Origin of the sequence: Streptomyces sp. NBC_01244, from assembly GCF_035987325.1 — a bacterium.
In the GTDB taxonomy this organism is placed as follows: domain Bacteria; phylum Actinomycetota; class Actinomycetes; order Streptomycetales; family Streptomycetaceae; genus Streptomyces.
The window spans coordinates 4,793,534-4,811,314 of the sequence record NZ_CP108488.1; the positions used below are offsets into that span (position 1 = coordinate 4,793,534).

12 protein-coding genes and 2 pseudogenes are annotated in these 17,781 nt (G+C 70.3%); 7 read left to right on the forward strand and 7 right to left on the reverse strand.

Features of this window, described 5'->3' with window-relative positions:
• Window positions 1-45 precede the first annotated feature (45 nt).
• From OG247_RS21580 to OG247_RS21600, 5 genes are all read left to right on the forward strand, one after another.
• Complete coding sequence (locus OG247_RS21580) at window positions 46-1,134, forward strand: ScbA/BarX family gamma-butyrolactone biosynthesis protein (protein ID WP_327253784.1); 1,089 nt, start codon at window positions 46-48, stop codon at window positions 1,132-1,134.
• 38 nt (window positions 1,135-1,172) lie between these two features.
• Window positions 1,173-1,841, forward strand: a complete 669-nt coding sequence (locus OG247_RS21585) for an HAD family hydrolase (protein WP_327253785.1) — start codon at window positions 1,173-1,175, stop codon at window positions 1,839-1,841.
• A gap of 57 nt (window positions 1,842-1,898) precedes the next feature.
• Window positions 1,899-2,939, forward strand: a complete 1,041-nt coding sequence (locus OG247_RS21590; protein WP_327253786.1) for a 3-oxoacyl-ACP synthase III family protein — start codon at window positions 1,899-1,901, stop codon at window positions 2,937-2,939.
• An 815-nt stretch (window positions 2,940-3,754) separates the two neighbouring features.
• Entirely contained in the window at window positions 3,755-5,209 is a 1,455-nt protein-coding gene (locus OG247_RS21595) for a vanadium-dependent haloperoxidase (protein ID WP_327253787.1), read from the forward strand.
• Window positions 5,210-5,629: 420 nt separating this feature from the next.
• Window positions 5,630-6,840, forward strand: a protein-coding gene (locus OG247_RS21600) for an IS3 family transposase (RefSeq protein WP_442813364.1) whose coding sequence is annotated in 2 segments (ribosomal slippage) — window positions 5,630-5,924 and window positions 5,924-6,840 — 1,212 coding nt in all. Because the reading frame shifts where the segments join, the coding sequence is not laid out codon by codon here.
• Window positions 6,841-6,960: 120 nt separating this feature from the next.
• Here OG247_RS21600 and OG247_RS21605 read toward each other — a convergent pair.
• Both OG247_RS21605 and OG247_RS21610 read right to left on the reverse strand, forming a co-directional pair.
• Window positions 6,961-7,911 (reverse strand): helix-turn-helix domain-containing protein, encoded by a 951-nt coding sequence (locus tag OG247_RS21605; protein ID WP_327253789.1) that lies wholly within the window; start codon window positions 7,909-7,911, stop codon window positions 6,961-6,963.
• Window positions 7,912-8,108: 197 nt separating this feature from the next.
• A pseudogene (locus OG247_RS21610) lies at window positions 8,109-8,465 on the reverse strand (aminotransferase class I/II-fold pyridoxal phosphate-dependent enzyme); the annotation flags it as partial.
• A 51-nt stretch (window positions 8,466-8,516) separates the two neighbouring features.
• On the opposite strand from OG247_RS21610, the gene OG247_RS21615 reads away from it, so the two are divergent.
• The gene (locus OG247_RS21615; protein ID WP_327253790.1) at window positions 8,517-9,419 is read left to right on the forward strand and encodes an LLM class flavin-dependent oxidoreductase; all 903 of its coding nucleotides are present in this window, start codon (window positions 8,517-8,519) and stop codon (window positions 9,417-9,419) included.
• A 165-nt stretch (window positions 9,420-9,584) separates the two neighbouring features.
• Here OG247_RS21615 and OG247_RS21620 read toward each other — a convergent pair.
• Together OG247_RS21620 and OG247_RS21625 are read right to left on the reverse strand one after the other, a co-directional pair.
• Window positions 9,585-9,809 (reverse strand): annotated as a pseudogene (locus tag OG247_RS21620) (LLM class flavin-dependent oxidoreductase); the annotation flags it as partial.
• A 139-nt stretch (window positions 9,810-9,948) separates the two neighbouring features.
• Window positions 9,949-10,215, reverse strand: a complete 267-nt coding sequence (locus tag OG247_RS21625) for a hypothetical protein (protein ID WP_327253791.1) — start codon at window positions 10,213-10,215, stop codon at window positions 9,949-9,951.
• A gap of 175 nt (window positions 10,216-10,390) precedes the next feature.
• On the opposite strand from OG247_RS21625, the gene OG247_RS21630 reads away from it, so the two are divergent.
• Complete coding sequence (locus OG247_RS21630) at window positions 10,391-11,326, forward strand: HAD hydrolase family protein (protein WP_327253792.1); 936 nt, start codon at window positions 10,391-10,393, stop codon at window positions 11,324-11,326.
• Between the two features lie 18 nt (window positions 11,327-11,344).
• Here the strand turns inward: OG247_RS21630 and OG247_RS21635 are convergent, their stop codons facing one another.
• The 3 genes from OG247_RS21635 to cydB form a co-directional block, all read right to left on the reverse strand.
• Window positions 11,345-13,081: a sensor histidine kinase gene (locus OG247_RS21635; RefSeq protein WP_327253793.1), complete on the reverse strand. Its 1,737-nt coding sequence runs from the start codon at window positions 13,079-13,081 to the stop codon at window positions 11,345-11,347.
• A gap of 10 nt (window positions 13,082-13,091) precedes the next feature.
• Entirely contained in the window at window positions 13,092-16,709 is a 3,618-nt protein-coding gene (gene cydD, locus OG247_RS21640; protein ID WP_327253794.1) for a thiol reductant ABC exporter subunit CydD, read from the reverse strand.
• Window positions 16,710-16,770: 61 nt separating this feature from the next.
• Window positions 16,771-17,772: a cytochrome d ubiquinol oxidase subunit II gene (gene cydB, locus OG247_RS21645; protein ID WP_327253795.1), complete on the reverse strand. Its 1,002-nt coding sequence runs from the start codon at window positions 17,770-17,772 to the stop codon at window positions 16,771-16,773.
• Window positions 17,773-17,781 lie beyond the last annotated feature (9 nt).

The following is a 17,781-nucleotide window of genomic DNA, read 5'->3' on the forward strand; positions in this document are numbered from 1 at the left end:
CGTCGAACCTTCACCGAGCGCTGACTTCACCGGGAGTGGCCATCCATGACGACTGTTTCGATCGATTCGATCCGCGCGGGCAAATCAACTCCGCAGCCGGACAGTGCGCTGTCCTTCGAGCGCACCGTTGACCGCCGACTGGTACACCGCGACTCTCTCGGCGAGGTCTTCGTGACCGACCTTCAGCCGGCTGTCGCACCGGGGGGTTACATCGCCGCCGCGCAGCTCCCGCGTTCGCACGCCTACTACGGCGACCACCTGCTGCGCCCGAACACGTACGACCCGATCCTGCTGCTCGAGGCCGCCCGCCAAGCCGCGCTGGCCGGAGCGCACGAGTTCTTCGGGGTGCCGCAGGACCACAAATTCATCCTCACGCACCTGCGGATCCACCTCGCGCACCCGGAGCTCACCACGGTGGGCGACTCCGTCTTCGCCGTCCGGATGGACATACAGACCGGGAACGTCAAGCTCCGGGACGGGCGCGCGACAGGCCTTGACTACGAGATCAGGCTGTCCGTGGACGGGGTCATGATCGGACAGGCTTCCGTGGGCCTCCGGTTCAAGAGTCCCGAGAGCTACCTCAGACTCCGTACGAGCAACCGGAACGGTCGCGCACTGCCGTCCTCGGCCTCCCTCCTGTCCCAGATCACGGGGACCCTCGTCGCCCCTTCCCTTGTGGGACGGGCCGCCCCTGAGAACGTCGTCCTCCTCGACGCGGACACGTCGGGGGACGTCGCGACGGCCTCGCTGCACCTCCCCAGCGGCCACCCGAGCATGTTCGATCACCCGCAGGACCACATCCCGGGCATGGTGCTCGCGGAGGCGGCGCGACAGCTCGCCTTGTTCGCTGCCCTGGACTTGTGTGGGATCTCCGCGGCAAGGACGCTCATGACGGACCTGAGCGTCGTCTTCACGCGCTTCGGCGAGCTCGACGAGAAGACCACGATGAGCGCCTTCATCGAGAGCCGGCGCGGCGAGCCCGAGATCTATTACACGCAGGGCGGCCCGTTGCAGTCCGATGCCCTCGCCTCGCGTGATCTCGCGGAGCAGCTCGTCGTGAATCTCACCGCGCTGCAGGGCGGTGAGCCGATCAGCAAGTTCAGCCTCTCGCTCGGCCGCCTGCAGGGCCGTTGACCACCGCCAGCCCCCTACCTGACAGGAGCGAGGGCGTCATGACGCTGCGCACTGCCGCGTTCTTCGATGTGGACGAGACCCTCATCAGGGTCAAGAGCATGTTCCGGTTCCTGGAGTTCTACCTCAGGATGCGGGGCGAGCCAGACAGCACGTACCAGCGCCTGAACGGGGAGCTGCAGTCGGCTGCCAAGCTCGGTGTCCCCCGCGAGTCCATCAACCGCGCCTACTACAAGTTCTACGCCGGCGAGAATGTACGCCAGGTGACCGCCGCGGGCCTGTTGTGGTTCGAGCACGAGTTGGAGAAAGGCCTCTTCCTCCCCGAGACGGTCGCCGAACTACACCGACACCAGGACGCGAATGAGCGCGTCCTGCTCATCTCCGGGTCGTTCTTCGCGTGCCTGGACCCCATCAGCACCTGGCTTGGCGCGGACCGGGCGTACGGCACGCGTCCGCTGATCCACCGCGGACAGTTCACTGGCGAGGTCCTGACGCCCATGATCGGCGCCACCAAGGGCCGCGTCGTGCGGGCCGCCGGCTCGGTACTGGGGATCGACCTCGCCTCTTCGACGGCGTACGGCGACCACATAAGCGATCTGTCGATGCTGCGCGCCGTGGGGCGCCCCGTGGTGGTCGGCGACGACGAAGTCCTTGCCGGCCACGCCGATCGCTCGGGGTGGCGCCGACTCGCACCCGCCGTTGTCCGCTAGCCCGCCCGCTGTGACGGCCCGCCTACGGGCGGGCGCGTCACGGATTGAGGAGTAACCGTGAGTTCCATCGGAATCGTGAGCACCGGCTCCTACGTCCCGACCACCGTGGTGACCAACGAGGAGATCGGCGGCAGCGCCGGAGTGAGCCCGGAATGGATCGTGCGCAAGACCGGCATCCACGAGCGCAGACGAGCCGCCGACCACGAGGCGACCTCCGACCTCGCGGCCCACGCCGCGCGCAACGCGTTGGCCCAGGCGGGCCTGCGCCCCGAGCAGCTGTCGTTCATCGTCCTCGCCACGTCGACGCCCGATCATCCTCAGCCCGCGACGGCCAGCATCGTCCAAGGGCTGATCGGCGCCACGAACGCGTCCGCGTTTGACGTCAACGCCGTGTGCAGCGGATTCGTCTACGCGCTCACCGTGGCCGAGCGGATGCTCAGCGGACAGCCGGAGGGCGAATACGGCCTGGTCATCGGCGTGGACATCTACTCCCGCATCCTCGACTACACCGACCGCAAGACCTGCATCCTCTTCGGGGACGGCGCGGGAGCAGTGGTCCTCGGCCCGGTGGACAAGGGGCTTGGAGTACTCGAGGCGGGCCTGATCACCCGGGGAGACCAGCACCGGCTGATCAGCGTGCCCGCGGGAGGCAGCCGGATACCCGCCACCGCCAAAACGGTGGAGGCAGGCCAGCACTTCTTCCGCATGGACGGCCGAGGCGTACGCGGCTTCGTGCACGAGAATCTGCCAGCGGCGCTCCACCAGCTGCTTGCCAAGGCCGGTGTATCCACGAGCGAAGTCGACCACTTCATCCCCCACCAGGCGAATGGCGTCATGCTCACCGAGGTCTGGCCCGATCTCGGCCTGAACAACGCCGACCTCCATCTCGCCCTGAAGCGATACGGAAACACCGGCTCCGGATCGGTACCGATCACCCTCGACCTGGTACACCGCCAGGGCCTGCTCGGCGAAGGCGACGTGGTGCTCCTGTCCGGCTTCGGCGGGGGCATGAGTGTCGGATCCGTCCTTCTTCGCTGGGCGCCAACCGCCCACTCCCGCGCTGCCCTTCAGCGAGAGCCTCTGCTCCTCACGGGCTGATCCGGCTCCCACCTTGCCTACACCCTCTGGAGGACCCGTGGAACACGAGAGACAAGCCCCTGGGGACGAACTCACCGCCCGGCCCCGTCACACCCCCCTTGACGGACTTCACTTCGCCGGCGAGCCCGCCGCGGCCTGGGCTGTGGTCGCATGGGAGAGCGTCTTCGCGGATGTCGCACGTGCCTCGCTGCTACGAGACCATGCCCGGTGGGGCCTCGAAGCCCCGATCAACGACCAACAGGAGACGAGCCCTGTGGGAAATCCCCCGGACTCCGCGGCCTAGCCAGGTGGCGGCGGTAGGTCCCGTGTCACCACCCGCACGACGCCGAGTTGGCCGGTCCCTCAGCTACCTGGTGGGGCCGGCCTTCTCCATCTGTCAGCGGATGGCGTCCAGGTCGCGCGGTGCGCCCTGTTCCCGCGCCGACTGTGCCAGGCGGCGAACCGTACGTGTCGGCGAGCTGCTACACGAGAACGGAACGCCCGAGCCAGCGAGCCACACCACCACAACTGGTTCAAACCCCAGAGAACTGGCGCCGTGCGCCACGCTCCGCGACCGCTACCCAAGATCTGTGCCAGACCCAGCTGTCACTGACAAAGCCAGCCGGCCTTTGGCCGGCCGGTAGCCGCTTACGAAGCAGTCGAAGAGCTGACATAGGCGATTCGACCAGGAGCGGGATTGCGCCGCCGTGCGGGCGGGGCCGGTCATTCCGCGGAGCCTTGCCGTTTTCTACAAGCGCTCTGGCGCACCTTGACGCATGATCACGCCGCCATCTCTCGTGGAGATCAAGATGCCTGTGATCAGGGGGAGTCGAGCCATGCCCGAGAACGTCCGCACCACCAGAACCCGCAGCACGATCTGGCGCCGCACGCTGGCGGCCGGTGTGGTCCTGGCCGCCACCGGTTCCATCCTCGCGGCCAGCCCCCAGCGCGCTGAGGCGGCGCTGCCGACCCAGTCGATAGCCGATCCCGTCCACTACTGGAACGACGTCCTCCAAGGTGTTTTCAGGCAGGTGCAGGGTGGCCCGGTCCCGATGGCGCGGGCGGCCGCGATGATGAACGGCGCGATCTACGACGCGGAGAGCTCGTACCAGGCCAAGTGGAAGGGCCAGATGACCTCCGCGGCCTACATCCACGCGGCGGCCTACGCGGGCTGGGTCGAGGGGCCGGACGAAGAGGAACGCGTCATCGGCCGCACCGCGTACAACATCCTGCTCAATCTCTACGGCGTGAACCGGCCCAACAAGAACGCCCCCGACTTCACGGCCTACCTCGACAAGCGCTTCAAGGAGCGCTTCGGAACCGACCCGACCAGTGGCGATCTTCTGGACATCACCATCGTCAGCGGGATGGTCAACCAGATGATGAACGCCCGCGCAGGCGACGGCTCGGAGAACACGCAGGGCTACACCAGCGACAACAAGCCGGGAGCGTGGCGTCCCACCAGCTACCCCGACATGGTCGACGCCAAGTGCGCATCGGACGGCAATGCCGTCAACCCGGTCTGGGGGCAGGTCAAGCCGTTCTCCCTGAGCTCGGGCTCGCAGTTCCGGCCCACCACCCTCGCGCAGTACGGCACGTACGAGAACCTCGTGGCCAGCCCCGAGTACAAGGCGCAGGTCGCAGCCGTACGGAACGCCGGCGCGGCCGCCCCCACCGCCGCCACGCCGGTGATCAACCGGACCGCGGACCAGTTCAACGCGGCCTGGTTCTGGGCCAACGACAACGACGGAACGTACAAGCCCCCGGGCCACATGATCCAGGCCACCCGCGAGGTCTCCAAGGCCCGGGGCCTGAGCACGTACGCCAACGCCAAGCTCTTCGCGCTCGTCTCGATCGCCCTCGCCGACACGGGAATAGCCGTCCGCGACGCCAAGTTCTCCACCACGATCGACCTGTGGCGGCCCGTCTCCGCGATCCGCGAGGGCGGCCTCGACCCGCAGTGGAAGCCCCTCCTGAAGAACAATGCCGGCGTCAACGTCAACCCGTGCTTCCCCGCCTACGTCTCCGGACACGCCTCCTTCGGCGCCGCCTGGGCAGGCATCATGAAGCGCTACTTCAACACCGACAACATCGCCTACGACCTCACCACCGACGATCCGCAAGCGCCGGTCAAGACACGCCACTTCACCAGCTTCAGCGCCGCCGCCAAGGAAGACGCCGACAGCCGCATCTGGCTCGGCGTCCACTTCCCGTGGGACGCCACCGACGGCCTGATCCTGGGCGACCAGGTGGCCGCCCAGGTCTTCAGCACCAAGCTCCGCACCCTGTGACATGAGCGGTGGGGCGGGGTTCCCCCCGCTCCACCAGACGCAGGCGAGGCGGCCGAGGCGATCACCCAGCGGAGCCCTCAGCTCCGCGTGGCGCACCCTGCGCTGGCAGGCGTGGTCGAGGCAGCAGCGCCACTGCGGCATGCCGGATTCTCGGCTGCTGTCGTGGTGCAAAGCGGGGGCGGCCCTGATTTGTCGTCGGGTGACGGGTGCGAGAGCGCAGGTCAGAACCCCCACAGGCGCGAGCGATGCGTGAGCGGATGGTTCGGCATCAGGTGTCATACGCCGGATTCCGCACCGTGCCGTGTGGCGCTGGCCAGGAGGTTCAGCACCACGCGGCACAGGCCGGGACCCGGGCCTTGACCCCGGATCTTGGACACCGAAGACACTTGGATCTTGATGGTCCAGGAGAACGGAGTCCCTGTGGGGATGAAGCATTACCCGGCCGAGTTCAAGGCGGACGCGGTCGCGTTGTACCGCTCGAGGCCGGGAGCGACGATCAAGTCGGTCGCCGCCGATCTCGGGGTGAACACCGAGACCCTGCGGAACTGGATCCGGGCCGCAGACGGCCGCCGACCCGGCGCTCACTCCGCACCGCCGGCCGCCTCGCAGACCGGCGGCGACGACGTTCAGGCGGAGCTGGCCGCCGCCCGCAAGAGGATCCGTGAGCTGGAGGAAGAGCGGGACATCCTCCGCAAGGCGGCCCGGTATTTCGCGACGGAGACGCGCTGGTGACCCGCTGCCAGTTCGTTGAAGATCACCAGCGCCGACACGGCGTGAAGCGGCTCTGCGACATCCTCGGCCTGGCCCGCTCGAGCTTCTACTACTGGCGCCGCACTGCGGTCACAAGAGCGGCCCGGCAGACCGTCGAAGCCGGGCTCGCAGCCCGGATACGTAAGATCCACCAGGACTCCGACGGCACCTACGGAGCCCCCAGAATCACCGCCGAACTCCGCGACGAGGGCGGCCCGGCGGTCAACCACAAGCGCGTCGCCAGGATCATGCGGACCATCGGAATCGAGGGAGTCCGGTTGCGCCGCCGACACCGCACCACCCTCGCGGACCAGGCCGCGGCGAAGGCACCGGACCTGATCGGACGTGACTTCACCGCGGCCGAGGTCAACAGAAGGTACGTCGGCGACATCACCTATCTGCCGGTCAGCGGATCGAAGCCGCTCTACCTTGCGACCGTCATCGACCTCGCCTCGCGCCGGCTGGCCGGCTGGGCGATCGCCGACCATATGCGGACAGAGCTCGTCATCGACGCCCTGACGGTCGCCGAGCGGACCCGCGGGAGCCTGGCCGGAGCGATCATGCACACGGACCACGGATCTCAATATTCGAGCAGGGCCTTCGCGGAACTCTGCAGGTCAGCAGGGGTTCGGCAGAGCATGGGCGCGATCGGCTCCAGCGCGGACAACGCCGCCGCGGAAAGCTTCAACGCCGCCTTCAAAAGGGAGACGCTCAAAGGACGGAAGACCTGGTCGAGCGAGCGCGAGGCCAGACTCGACGCGTTCCGCTGGCTGACCCGATACAACACCCGCCGCCGGCACTCCCGCCTCGGCCACCGGTCCCCGGTCGCCTACGAGAACGACCTCCAGCCAGCTGCAACTACCCTGATCCAAGCCGCATAGATGTGTTCAAAATCTGGGGTCAAGGCCCCCCCCGGCATGGATTCGATCCCACTTTTGATGCCAAGGCCGGTGGCTCAGACCCGACTGGGAGCTCTGTTACCTGACCTGGCAGGCGAAGGATCAAGGTCGGACTGTGGCGGTCGTCGGCCGAGCACGCAGCGCCGACCGCAGAGCTGCCACACGGTCGGTCACCGTCTCCAGGACGGGTGCGGCCTCGTCGATACGGGCCGCCGCCCCCGCGCAGACGGCGCAGATGCCGGTCTGCTGGTCACGCGGTAGGGGATCGCGGCACTCGGCGCACTCTGCCAGCGGCGTCGCCGGCGCGGCGGCATCTTGCCGGGCGCGCGGCGTGGGCAGCTTGCGCACAAGGCGGTCCGACAGGAGCGCCCGTGCGCTGTGCACCACTGGGGGCAGCCCGGTGGTGAGGAGCGAGCGGGCTTCCAGCTCGGACACCCCGGCGTCCAGCCACCGCGCGGCCAGCGGTGCGAGGGTGAGGGCGTCTGCGGCGCTCAGAGCCAGCTTGGGCTCGACGCTGCCGAGGCGGGACAGCAGCGCGGCTCCGCGCCCCGTGTCCGCTGATGCGGGGGCAGGGGCGGGCTCGTCCGGCGTCGCTCCATCCGCCCGCCCAGTGGGCGGCTCGGCGTCCGTGACCGCCGCGACGGGGTGGGTGGGTTCTTCTTCCGGGTTCTTGTTCCCCTTGGGGAACGTTCCCGCCTTCCCGCCCTCCGCTTCGCCGGGTCCCGCCGGTGCGGGAAGCGGGGCCGCGCCGGCGGCCTGCGGGGTGTCGAAGAGGTACGTCTCGGTGCGGACCTGGCCGCTGTCCTCGTCCCGGACCGTGCGGCGGACGTAGTAGCCGACCTCGACCAGCTCGTCGAGGGCCTTGGACACGCCTCTGCGGCCAAGGCCGGGGTTCTTGTCGGCAAGGGTGCGGACGTCCTCACGGGCGCCGTCCGGCAGGGATAGCAGATAGGCGAGGAGGCCGCGGGCGGTGAAGCTGAGACGACGGTCCCGTAGGACCTCGTTGCCCAGCACAGTGAAATAGCGCGTGCGCGCGCTACGATTGATGCGCATCGAAGATGTCCTCTTCGGTGACGGGCCCCGGGGTGTGCAACCACCGCCGGGGTCACCTGCGTTTATGGGGTTATGAGCGTGTGAGCGTAGCTTGCGCTCGGCATCAACTTCCATCTTTGGCCAGAGAATTGATGGACCGTTCGCCCTGAGCTGTAGCCGAAGGATGGTTCAGCGGGCAGCGGCAGTGGCGCTCACCATCACTGAAGACGGGAAGCAGCCTCTCGCAGGACGTCCTCCCGCTTGCAGAAGGCGAAGCGGACTTGGCTGCGGCCGGCCTCCGGGTCGTCGTAGAAGACCGCGTTGGGGACGGCGACCACGCCAGACCGCTCCGGCAGGCTCCGGCAGAAGGCCAGGCCGTCCTTCTCGCCGAGGGCGGCGAGAAGGACGTACGTGCCTTGGGGCTGGAAGACCTCGAAGCCCGCCGCCGCCAGCCCGTCGGCGCGGATGCCGCGCTTGGCCCGCAGGTTCTCGCGGAAGCCGGTGAAGTAGTCGTCCGGTAGGCGCAGTGCTTCCGCGACCGCGTACTGGAACGGGCCCGACGATACGTTCGTAAGGAGCGGCAGTCGGAACAGTCCATGCCTCCTTGCAGTCGTAGGCTCGTGGGTATGACCTTGCGCCTGAGCACCGTGATCCTTCCCGTCAACCGCTGGCACGAGGGCGGCCGTGACCGCTGGCAGCGTGCCGAAGAACTGGGCTTCCACGCGGCGTACACCTACGACCACCTGTCCTGGCGGACCTTCCGTGACGGCCCGTGGTTCGGCGCCCTGCCGACGCTCAGTGCCGCCGCGACGGCCACGGAACGCTTGCGTTTGGGCACCCTCGTAACCTCCCCGAATTTCCGTCATCCGGTGACGCTGGCCAAGGAGCTGATGTCCCTCGACGACATCTCGGGCGGCCGGATCACCCTCGGCATCGGGGCCGGCGGCAACGGCTTCGACGCCACGGCGCTCGGCCAGGAGGCCTGGACCCCGAAGGAGCGGGCGGACCGCTTCGGCGAGTTCCTGCCGCTGCTCGACCGGCTGCTCACCGAGGCGGACGTCTCGCAGGAGGGCACCTTCTACTCGGCAGTGGAGGCCCGCGACATCCCCGGCTGCGTCCAGCGGCCCCGGCTGCCCTTCGCCGTCGCCGCGACCGGCCCGCGCGGCCTGAAGCTCGCCGCGCGGTACGGGCAGGCATGGGTGACGACGGGTGACCCGAAGATCTTCGAGGAGGGCACCCCGGAGGATTCGGTGGAGGCCCTCCGGGGCCAGATCTCCAAGCTCGGCAAGGCGTGCGCGGAGACCGGCCGGGACGTGGCCGAGCTGGACAAGGTCCTACTCACGGGCTTCACCCCGGACCGGGGGCGCCCGCTGAAGTCCGTGGACGCCTTCGTCGACTTCGCGGGCCGCCACCAGGAGCTCGGCTTCACGGAACTAGTGATCCACTGGCCGATCCCCGAGTCCGACTTCGCCGCGGACCAGGAGGTCTTCGAGCGGATCGCCACCGAGGGGCTCGCCCAGCTGGGCTGATCAGCTCACGGCTCTTGCTGGGTGAAGCCCTGCTCTGGCGTAGTCAAGCAGTCGCGGTGAGGGGAATGGTGGCAACCGCGACAAGCAGAGTGAGGGTGGCGGCGAAGAAGCTGCTGCGCCGCCTATCTTCCCTGGTCAGGCCATGATGTACGAACGAGGCTTGACTGAGGTGACGAGCGTGCCGAGGCGCAGCCGCTCCGTAGCCGTCGCGGCGGCCGTGAGCGTCGGCAGAGCGCCGAACCACGGCCCGTTCCGGAAGGTCCGCCAGGAGAGGTGGTCGTAGGTGTAGGCCGCGTGGAACCCCAGTTCCTCGGCCCGCTGCCACGTGGCCCGACCTCCCTCGTGCCAGCGGTCGACGGGCAGGATCACGGTGCTCAGGCGCAGACTCATGTCCCCGAGCCTACGTCCGCCCCGGAGCGGGTCGTCGGCATCCCGGCGACACGGTCGATTCGATCCACGCCGAAGCACGCACCGCCGGAGGCCGGGGCGGCACGCACGCGGGTCTGCGTCGTGAGCGGCCCGGGCGCGGTCATGCCCCGCTCTGGACCTTGCTGGCCCCCAGGACCGGCAGGACCGCGGAGTAGGGGCGGGCCGAAGCCGCGGCGCGTCCGGCACGGGCCAGGGCATCGGCCACACCGGCCAGGACCTCGCCCACCAGCACCGGTTCGCGCTCCGGTCGGTGAGTGCCCGCCCGTTCGCACACCGTGCACAGGGCCATCGCCAGGCTCGCGACCCACCTGGCATGCGGTCCGCCACAGGCGTCGCAGTCCGCCGTGCGGGCTGAAGGGATGAGCACGTCGCCCCCGTATGACGTCGTCGGAACCGGCACCGAGCCGGCAGCGCCAACAGCAGTCGAACCGGCGAGGAGATCCTTCCACCGCCCACTGACAACCATGTCGCGATGTTTCACGTGAAACATCGGCCCGAGCCAGGGTCGTGATGTTCCACGTGAAACATCGCCGGCCCTTGGCATGGGCGAAGATGGAGCCGTGACCTCGGCTCCCCAGCGCCCGGACGGGCCAACCCCCGCGACCCGGCTCATCGCCACCGACCTCGACGGCACCCTGCTGCGCGACGACAAATCCGTCTCGGAGCGCACCATCGCCGCCCTCGCCGCCGCGGAGGAGGCCGGCATCGCGGTGTTCTTCGTGACCGGACGACCGGCCCGCTGGATGGGTGTGGTCAGCGACCACGTCCAGGGCCACGGCCTGGCCATCTGCGCGAACGGCGCCGCCGTCGTCGACCTGCATGCCATCGACCGGCACGCCCCTGACCTGACCGCCTCCGACCACCGGCCCACGGGCCGGGAGTTCGTCCAGGTCAGGCCGCTGCCCCGGATCACGGCACTCAAGGTGGTGGAGGCCCTGCGGGGCGCCGCCCCCGGCACCTCCTTCGCCGTCGAGCTGACCACCGGCATCAACTACGAACCGCAGTACCCGCCGTTCTTCCAGGACCCGGGCGCCAATGTCGCCACCGCCGAAGAACTACTCCACCAGGCCACGGACGACGATTCGGCGCCCGTGCTCAAGGTGCTCGCGCACCACTCCGAGCTGGCTCCGGACGAGTTCCTGGCCCTGGCCCGCTCCGTCGCCGGCGCGTACGCCTCGATCACCCGCTCCAGCCCGACCTCCCTGCTGGAGATCAGCGGCCCGGGGGTCTCCAAGGCGAGCACTCTGGCGCTGTGCTGCGAGGAGCGCGGCATCTCCCCGGCCGAGGTGGTCGCCTTCGGCGACATGCCGAACGACGTGGAGATGCTCGGCTGGGCCGGCACCTCCTATGCGATGGGCAATGCCCATCCGGATGTGATCGCGGCCGCGTCGGGCCGTACGGTCGCCAACAACGAGGACGGTGTCGCCCTGGTCATCGAGCGCATCCTGGCCGAACGGACCGCCCGCACCGAGGCGTAGCCGCAAGCCGAGGCGTGACTACAGCGGGGCCTCCCACACCAGGGTGGTCCCGCCGCCCTCCTCACCGAGGCCGGGGCCGTACGAACTGGACCCGCCGAGCGATTCGGCCCGCCGGCGCAGGTTCCGCAGCCCGCTGCGCCGCCCGCCCTCCGGGATGCCCACCCCGTCGTCGGCCACCTCCAGCCGGACCCCGGGCCGCCCGTCGGCCAGGCTGACGGTGGAGTCCAGCACCACCTCGATCCGGGACGCCTCCGAGTGCCGGAACGCGTTCGACAACGCCTCGCGCAGGGCCGCGATCAGGTTCTTGCCGACGAGCTCGCCGACGACCGCGTCGATCGGTCCGAGGAAACGGTGCGCGGGCTTGAAGCCCAGCGGCACGGCAGCCATGTTGATCTCCCGCAGCACCCGGGTGCGCAGCCCCGAGGGAGCCTCCGCCGGTCCCTGCTGGAGCGCGAAGATCGCGGTGCGGATCTCCTGGATCGTCACGTCGAGCTCGTCCACTGCCTTGCCGACACCCTCGCGGACCTCCGGGACGATGGAGCGGCGCTGGGCGCCCTCCAGCATCATCCCGGTGGCGAAGAGCCGCTGGATGACCAGGTCGTGCAGGTCGCGGGCGATCCGGTCGCGGTCCTCGAACACCGCGAGGCGCTCCCGGTCCCGCTGCGCCTCCGCCATCATCAGCGCCAGGGCCGCCTGCGAGGCGAACTGTGTGGCCAGGGTCCGCTCCGCCTCGGTGAACGGGCGCTTCCCGCGCGCCCGCGGCGTGACGAGGGCCCCCAGCACCCGGCCCCCGCTCTGCAGCGGGAGCATCATGCAGGCCCCGTACTGGCTGGTCAGGCGGCTGATCATGCGCGGGTCCGAGGCTGCGTCGTCCACGAAGACCGGCTCGCCCTCCAGCAGCCGGGCCACCACCGGACTTTCGGCCGGGATGACGACGCCGAGGGAGGTCGCCGGGTTCTCCGCGGAGACCGCGACGATCTCCATCCCGCCCTCCTCGGCCGGCAGCATCACGATCCCGGCGGCCGAATCGGCGAGCCGGCGGGCCTGTTCGGCGACGACCGCGAGCGCGTCGTCCGCGTCCCCGCCCGACAGCAGGGCCGTGGTGACGGCGACCGAGCCGTCGATCCAGCGCTCGCGCTGGGTGGCGGCCTCGTAGAGCCGGGCGTTGCCGATGGCGATGCCCGCCTCGGTCGCCAGCACCCGGACCATGTGGACGTCGTAGTCGTTGAACGCGCCGCCGCCGTTCTTCTCCGCCAGGTAGAGGTTCCCGAAGATCTCTCCCTGGACCCGGATCGGAACGCCGAGGAATGTCTTCATCGGTGGGTGATGGGCGGGGAAGCCCGCCGAGCGCGGGTCCTTGGTCAGGTCGGCGAGCTGCACCGTGTCGGGGTGCGAGATCAGCGCGCCGAGCAGGCCGCGCTTCCCGTCCGGGCGGTGCCCGATCTTCTTCGCCACCGCGTCGCTGATGCCGAAGGTGACGAAGTCCGAGAGCCCCCGGCCTTCGGTGTCGACCACGCCGATGGCCGCGTAGCGCGCGTCCGCGAGCTCGGCGGCCGTCTCGCAGATCCGGTCCAGCGTGGAGTGCAGTTCGAGGCCGGTGCCGACCGACCGCATGGCCTCCAGCAGTTGCGGCACCCGGGCCGTGAGCTCGGTGGACAGCCCCTGGAGACTCCGGGTGGCGGCGGTCGCGGCCTCCATCGGGTCGGGCGATTCCGGCGGGTACTCGGGCGATTCCTGCGACTCCTGCGCTGACATGCCCTTGAGCCTAGTTAGTCCCCTTTAGCGAGGAAAGTCGAGCCTGTCCGGAGCCGCCGGTCAGGTCCGCCTCCCGCTCCCGCTCCAGCAGCCTGCGCAGGGGACCGGGGGCCGCCGCCAGCTCCGCGTACGCACCGCGCTGGACCACGGCGCCGCCGTCCAGGACGAGCACCTCGTCGACCTCTTCCAGGCCGGCCAGCCGGTGCGTGATCAGCACGGTGGTGCGGCCCTCGGTCGCGGCCAGCAGGTCCGCGGTCAGCGCGTCGGCAGTGGCCAGGTCGAGGTGCTCGGCCGGCTCGTCCAGGACGAGGACCGGGAAGTCCGCGAGCAACGCCCGCGCCAGGGCGAGACGCTGGCGCTGACCCCCGGAGATCCGTTCTCCGTGCTCGCCGACCAGCGTGTCCAGCCCGTCCGGGAGCCCCTCGGCCCACTCCAGCAGCCGTGCCGCGGCGAGGGCCTCCAGCAGCCGCGCCTCGCTCGCCCCCGGGGCCGCCAGGCGCAGGTTCTCCCGTACCGAGCTGTCGAAGATGTGCGCGTCCTGCGCACACAGGCCCACGACCCGGCGCACATCGTCCCCGTCGAGGGCGCGCGCTTCGGTCCCGCCCAGGGTGTACGAGCCTTCGTGCTGGTCCAGGAAGCGCAGCAGGACCTGTGCCAGCGTGGTCTTGCCGGCTCCCGAGGGCCCGACCACCGCGATCCGGCGGCCCGCCTCCAGGGTCAGGTCGAGCCCGCTCAGCGCGTCCTTCTCCTGCCCGGGGTGGCGGGCGGCGAGCCCCGTCAGCCGCAGCGGGAAGGGCGAGGCGGGCAGGGCTTCGGGCCGCTCCGGCTCGGTGACCGGGGCGGGCGTGTCGATGACTTCGTAGACCCGCTCGGCGCTGCGCCGGACCCGCTGGCGGTACTGGACGGCCTGCGGAAGCCCGCTGACGGCCTCGAAGGCGGCCAGCGGGGTCAGGACGACCACCGCCATGGCCACCCCGGACAGCCGGCCCCCGGCGACGGCGGTCGCCCCGACGGCGGCCGAGCACACCACGGTCAGCCCGCTCACCAAGGCCGACAGCCCGCTCCCCAGCCCGGTGACGGCGGCCGTGCGGGCCGCGATCCCGGTCAGTGTGCGGTCGCTGTCCTTCGCGGCGGCCTTGCGCCCGCCGAGCGCTCCCGCGACGGTGAGCTCCGCGGTTCCGGTGAGCAGATCCGCCACACGGGTGGCGAGCTCGCCCCGGGCGGGCGCGAGCCTGCGTTCCGTCCGGCGTGCGCAGACCGCGCTGACGAGCGGTACCCCGACACCGGCGACCAGCAGCCCGACAGCGAGCACCGCCCCGGCCTCGGGCAGCAGCCAGGCGGTGAACGCCACCGAGCCGGTGCCGACGAGCGCCGCGGTACCGACGGGCAGCAGCCAGCGCAGCCAGTAGTCCTGCAGGGCGTCGGCGTCGGCCACCAGCCGGGTCAGCAGATCCCCGCGCCGCTGGGTGCGCAGTCCGGCGGGCGCGATGCGCTCCAGCCGCTGGAACACCGACACGCGCAGGTCTGCCAGCATCCGCAGGACCGCGTCGTGGGACACGAGCCGCTCCGCGTAGCGGAAGACGGCCCGTCCCATGCCGAAGGCCCGCGTCGCGGTGACGGCCACCATCAGGTACAGCACCGGCGGCTGTTCGGAGGCGCGCGAGATCAGCCATCCGGAGACGGCCATGAGCCCGACGCTGCACCCGACGGCCAGCGCCCCGAGGAACAGCCCGAGCCTGAAGCGTCCCTGCCAGGCCTTGGCCACCCCCCGCACCCGCTTGAGCGGGTCGCCGCCGCCGGCATCGCCGCCGCCCGAAGGGGCACCGCCGCCCGTACCTGCACCGCCGCCCGAACCGCCCGTCCGCTCCGGAACGTCCCCGAGGATCCATTCGCCGGGATCGCGCGGCGCCGTTCCCTGCGCCGTCTGTCCCGCCCGCACGGCGGGATGGAGCACGGCGGGGGAGGGCCCTGCGGTGGCGGGACCGACGGGGCCGGCCCCGACCCTCACGACCCGGTCGGCCAGCGCCAGCAGCGCCGGCCGGTGCACCACGAGCAGGACGGTCCGCCCGACCGCGAGGCGGCGTACCGCCTCCACCACGGCCGCCTCTGTCTCGCCGTCCAGGGCCGCCGTCGGCTCGTCGAGCAGGAGCACCGGCCGGTCCGCCAGGAACGCCCGCGCCAGCGCGAGACGCTGGCGCTGCCCGGCGGACAGACCGACCCCGCCCTCGCCGAGGAGCGTGTCCGCCCCCCGCGGCAGGGCCCGTACGAACTCCCAGGCACCGGCGTCCACCAGAGCGGCGGTGACCTCGGCATCGGCGGCGCCGGGCCGCGCCAGCCGTACGTTCTCCGCGATCGTCCCGGCAAACAGGTGCGGCCGCTGCGGCACCCACGCGATCCGCTCCCGCCACTGCTCGGGCGCCAGGCCGGCCAGGTCCGCGTCCGCGATCCGGACCCGGCCGGCAGTCGGCGTCACGAAGCCCAGCAGCACCTGAAGCAGCGTGGACTTGCCCGCGCCGCTCGGCCCGGTGAGGGCCACGCATTCGCCCGGCTCCACGGTCAGCGAGACGGGTCCGGGGGAGTCCTCGCCCCGGCCCTCGTACCGGACGGCCACCCCGTCGAGCTCGATCCGCAGTTCCGAGACCGGAACGGACGCCGTCCCACGCGATGCGGTGACGGGGGTCTCCAGCACCTCGAAGATCTCTTCCGCGGCGGCCAGTCCCTCCGCCGCCGCGTGGTACTGCGCTCCGACCTGACGCAGCGGCAGGTACGCCTCGGGTGCCAGGACCAGGATGACCAGCCCGGTGTAGAGGTCCAGCTCCCCGTGGACGAGCCGCATGCCGATGGTCACGGCGACCAGCGCCACCGACAGGGTCGCCAGCAGTTCGAGTGCGAACGAGGACAGGAACGCGATGCGCAGGGTGCGCATCGTCGCCTGCCGGTAGTCATCGGTGATCTTACGAATGGACTCCGCCTGCGCCTTCGCGCGACCGAAGACCTTCAGGGTCGGCAGGCCCTCCACCACGTCCAGGAAGTGCCCCGAGAGCCGGGACAGCAGCCGCCACTGGCGGTCCATCCGGGACTGGGTGGCCATGCCGATCAGAATCATGAACAGCGGGATCAGCGGCAGCGTGACCACGATGATCGCCGCCGACACCCAGTCCTCGGTGACGATCCGCGCGAGCACCGCCACGGGGACGACGATCGCGAGCCCCAGCTGGGGCAGATACTTCGAGAAGTAGTCGTCGAGGGCGTCCACCCCCCGGGTGGCCAGGGCCACCAGGGAGCCCGTCCGCTGTCCGCTCAGCCGGCCGGGTCCGAGGTCCGCGGCCCGCTCCAGCAGCCGGCCGCGCAATTCCGACTTGACCGCCGCGCTCGCCCGGTGCGCGGCCAGGTCGGTCAGCCAGGCGACCAGACCCCGGCCGAGCGCCACCGCCGCGAGCAGCAGCAGGGGCGTCCGCAGGGCGTCGCCGTCCAGTCCGTCCTCGAAGGCGCCGACCACGATCTCGGCGATCAGCATCGCCTGGCCGACGACCAGCCCCGCCCCGGCGAGCCCGAGGGCCACCACCGCCCCCAGGAAGAGGCGGGTGGACCGGGCGTACCGAAGCAGGCGCGGGTCGATCGGTTTCACGTGAAACATCCCCCAGGCAGGAGCAGGCGGAGCGGAGCAGGCGAGGCGGGCGGGGCCGGACTCAGTGCACGTCGACGATGTGCTGCGTGCCGATGCGCTTGCGGAACACCCAGTAGGTCCACGCCTGGTAGAGCATGACGACCGGGGTCGCCACCGCCGCGCACCAGGTCATGATCTTCAGGGTGTACGGGCTGGACGAGGCGTTGGTGACCGTGAGGTTCCAGGCGTCGTCCAGCGAGGACGGCATGACGTTCGGGAACAGCGTCAGGAAGAGCATCGCGACGGCCGCCGCGATGGTGACCCCCGACAGGCCGAAGGACCAGCCCTCCCGTCCCGCGAGGTTGAAGCCGAGGGCCCCGACCAGGGCCAGTACCGCCACGATCATGGCGATCAGGCTCCACCCGTCACCGCGCGAGACCTGGGTCCAGATCAGGAAGGCGAGCGCCAGGACGGCGGTCACCGCTCCGAGCTGCGTGGCCAGCTTGCGCGAACGGTCGCGGATGTCACCGACCGTCTTGAGCGAGGTGAACACCGCGCCGTGGAAGGTGAACAGGGTCAGGGTGACCAGGCCGCCGAGGATCGAGTAGACGTTGAGCAGGTCGAAGAAGCTTCCGACGTACTCCATGTCCTGGTCGATCTTCACTCCGCGCACGATGTTGGCGAAGGCCACGCCCCACAGGAACGCGGGGATCAGCGAGGTCCAGAAGATCGCGTGTTCCCAGTTGGTCTGCCACTTGTCCTCGGGCCGCTTGTGCCGGTATTCGAAGGCGACCCCGCGGATGATGAGGCAGATCAGGATGATCAGGAGCGGCAGGTAGAAGCCGGAGAAGAGGGTGGCGTACCACTCCGGGAAGGCGGCGAAGGTCGCGCCCCCGGCCGTGAGCAGCCAGACCTCGTTGCCGTCCCACACGGGCCCGATCGTGTTGATCAGGACCCGCTTCTCCGTACGGTTGCGGGCCAGCAGCTTGGTCAGGACGCCGACTCCGAAGTCGAAGCCCTCCAGGAAGAAGTAGCCGATCCACAGAACGGCGATGAGCACGAACCAGACGTCGTGGAGTTGCATCGTGTGGTC

Coding starts and splice junctions, on each gene's coding strand:
- OG247_RS21580 (WP_327253784.1), top strand. CDS start 46: ATGACGACTGTTTCGATCGATTCGATCCGCGCGGGCAAATCAACTCCG.
- OG247_RS21585 (WP_327253785.1), top strand. CDS start 1,173: ATGACGCTGCGCACTGCCGCGTTCTTCGATGTGGACGAGACCCTCATC.
- OG247_RS21595 (WP_327253787.1), top strand. CDS start 3,755: ATGCCCGAGAACGTCCGCACCACCAGAACCCGCAGCACGATCTGGCGC.
- OG247_RS21605 (WP_327253789.1), bottom strand. CDS start 7,911: ATGCGCATCAATCGTAGCGCGCGCACGCGCTATTTCACTGTGCTGGGC.
- OG247_RS21615 (WP_327253790.1), top strand. CDS start 8,517: ATGACCTTGCGCCTGAGCACCGTGATCCTTCCCGTCAACCGCTGGCAC.
- OG247_RS21630 (WP_327253792.1), top strand. CDS start 10,391: ATGGGCGAAGATGGAGCCGTGACCTCGGCTCCCCAGCGCCCGGACGGG.
- OG247_RS21635 (WP_327253793.1), bottom strand. CDS start 13,081: ATGTCAGCGCAGGAGTCGCAGGAATCGCCCGAGTACCCGCCGGAATCG.
- cydB (WP_327253795.1), bottom strand. CDS start 17,772: ATGCAACTCCACGACGTCTGGTTCGTGCTCATCGCCGTTCTGTGGATC.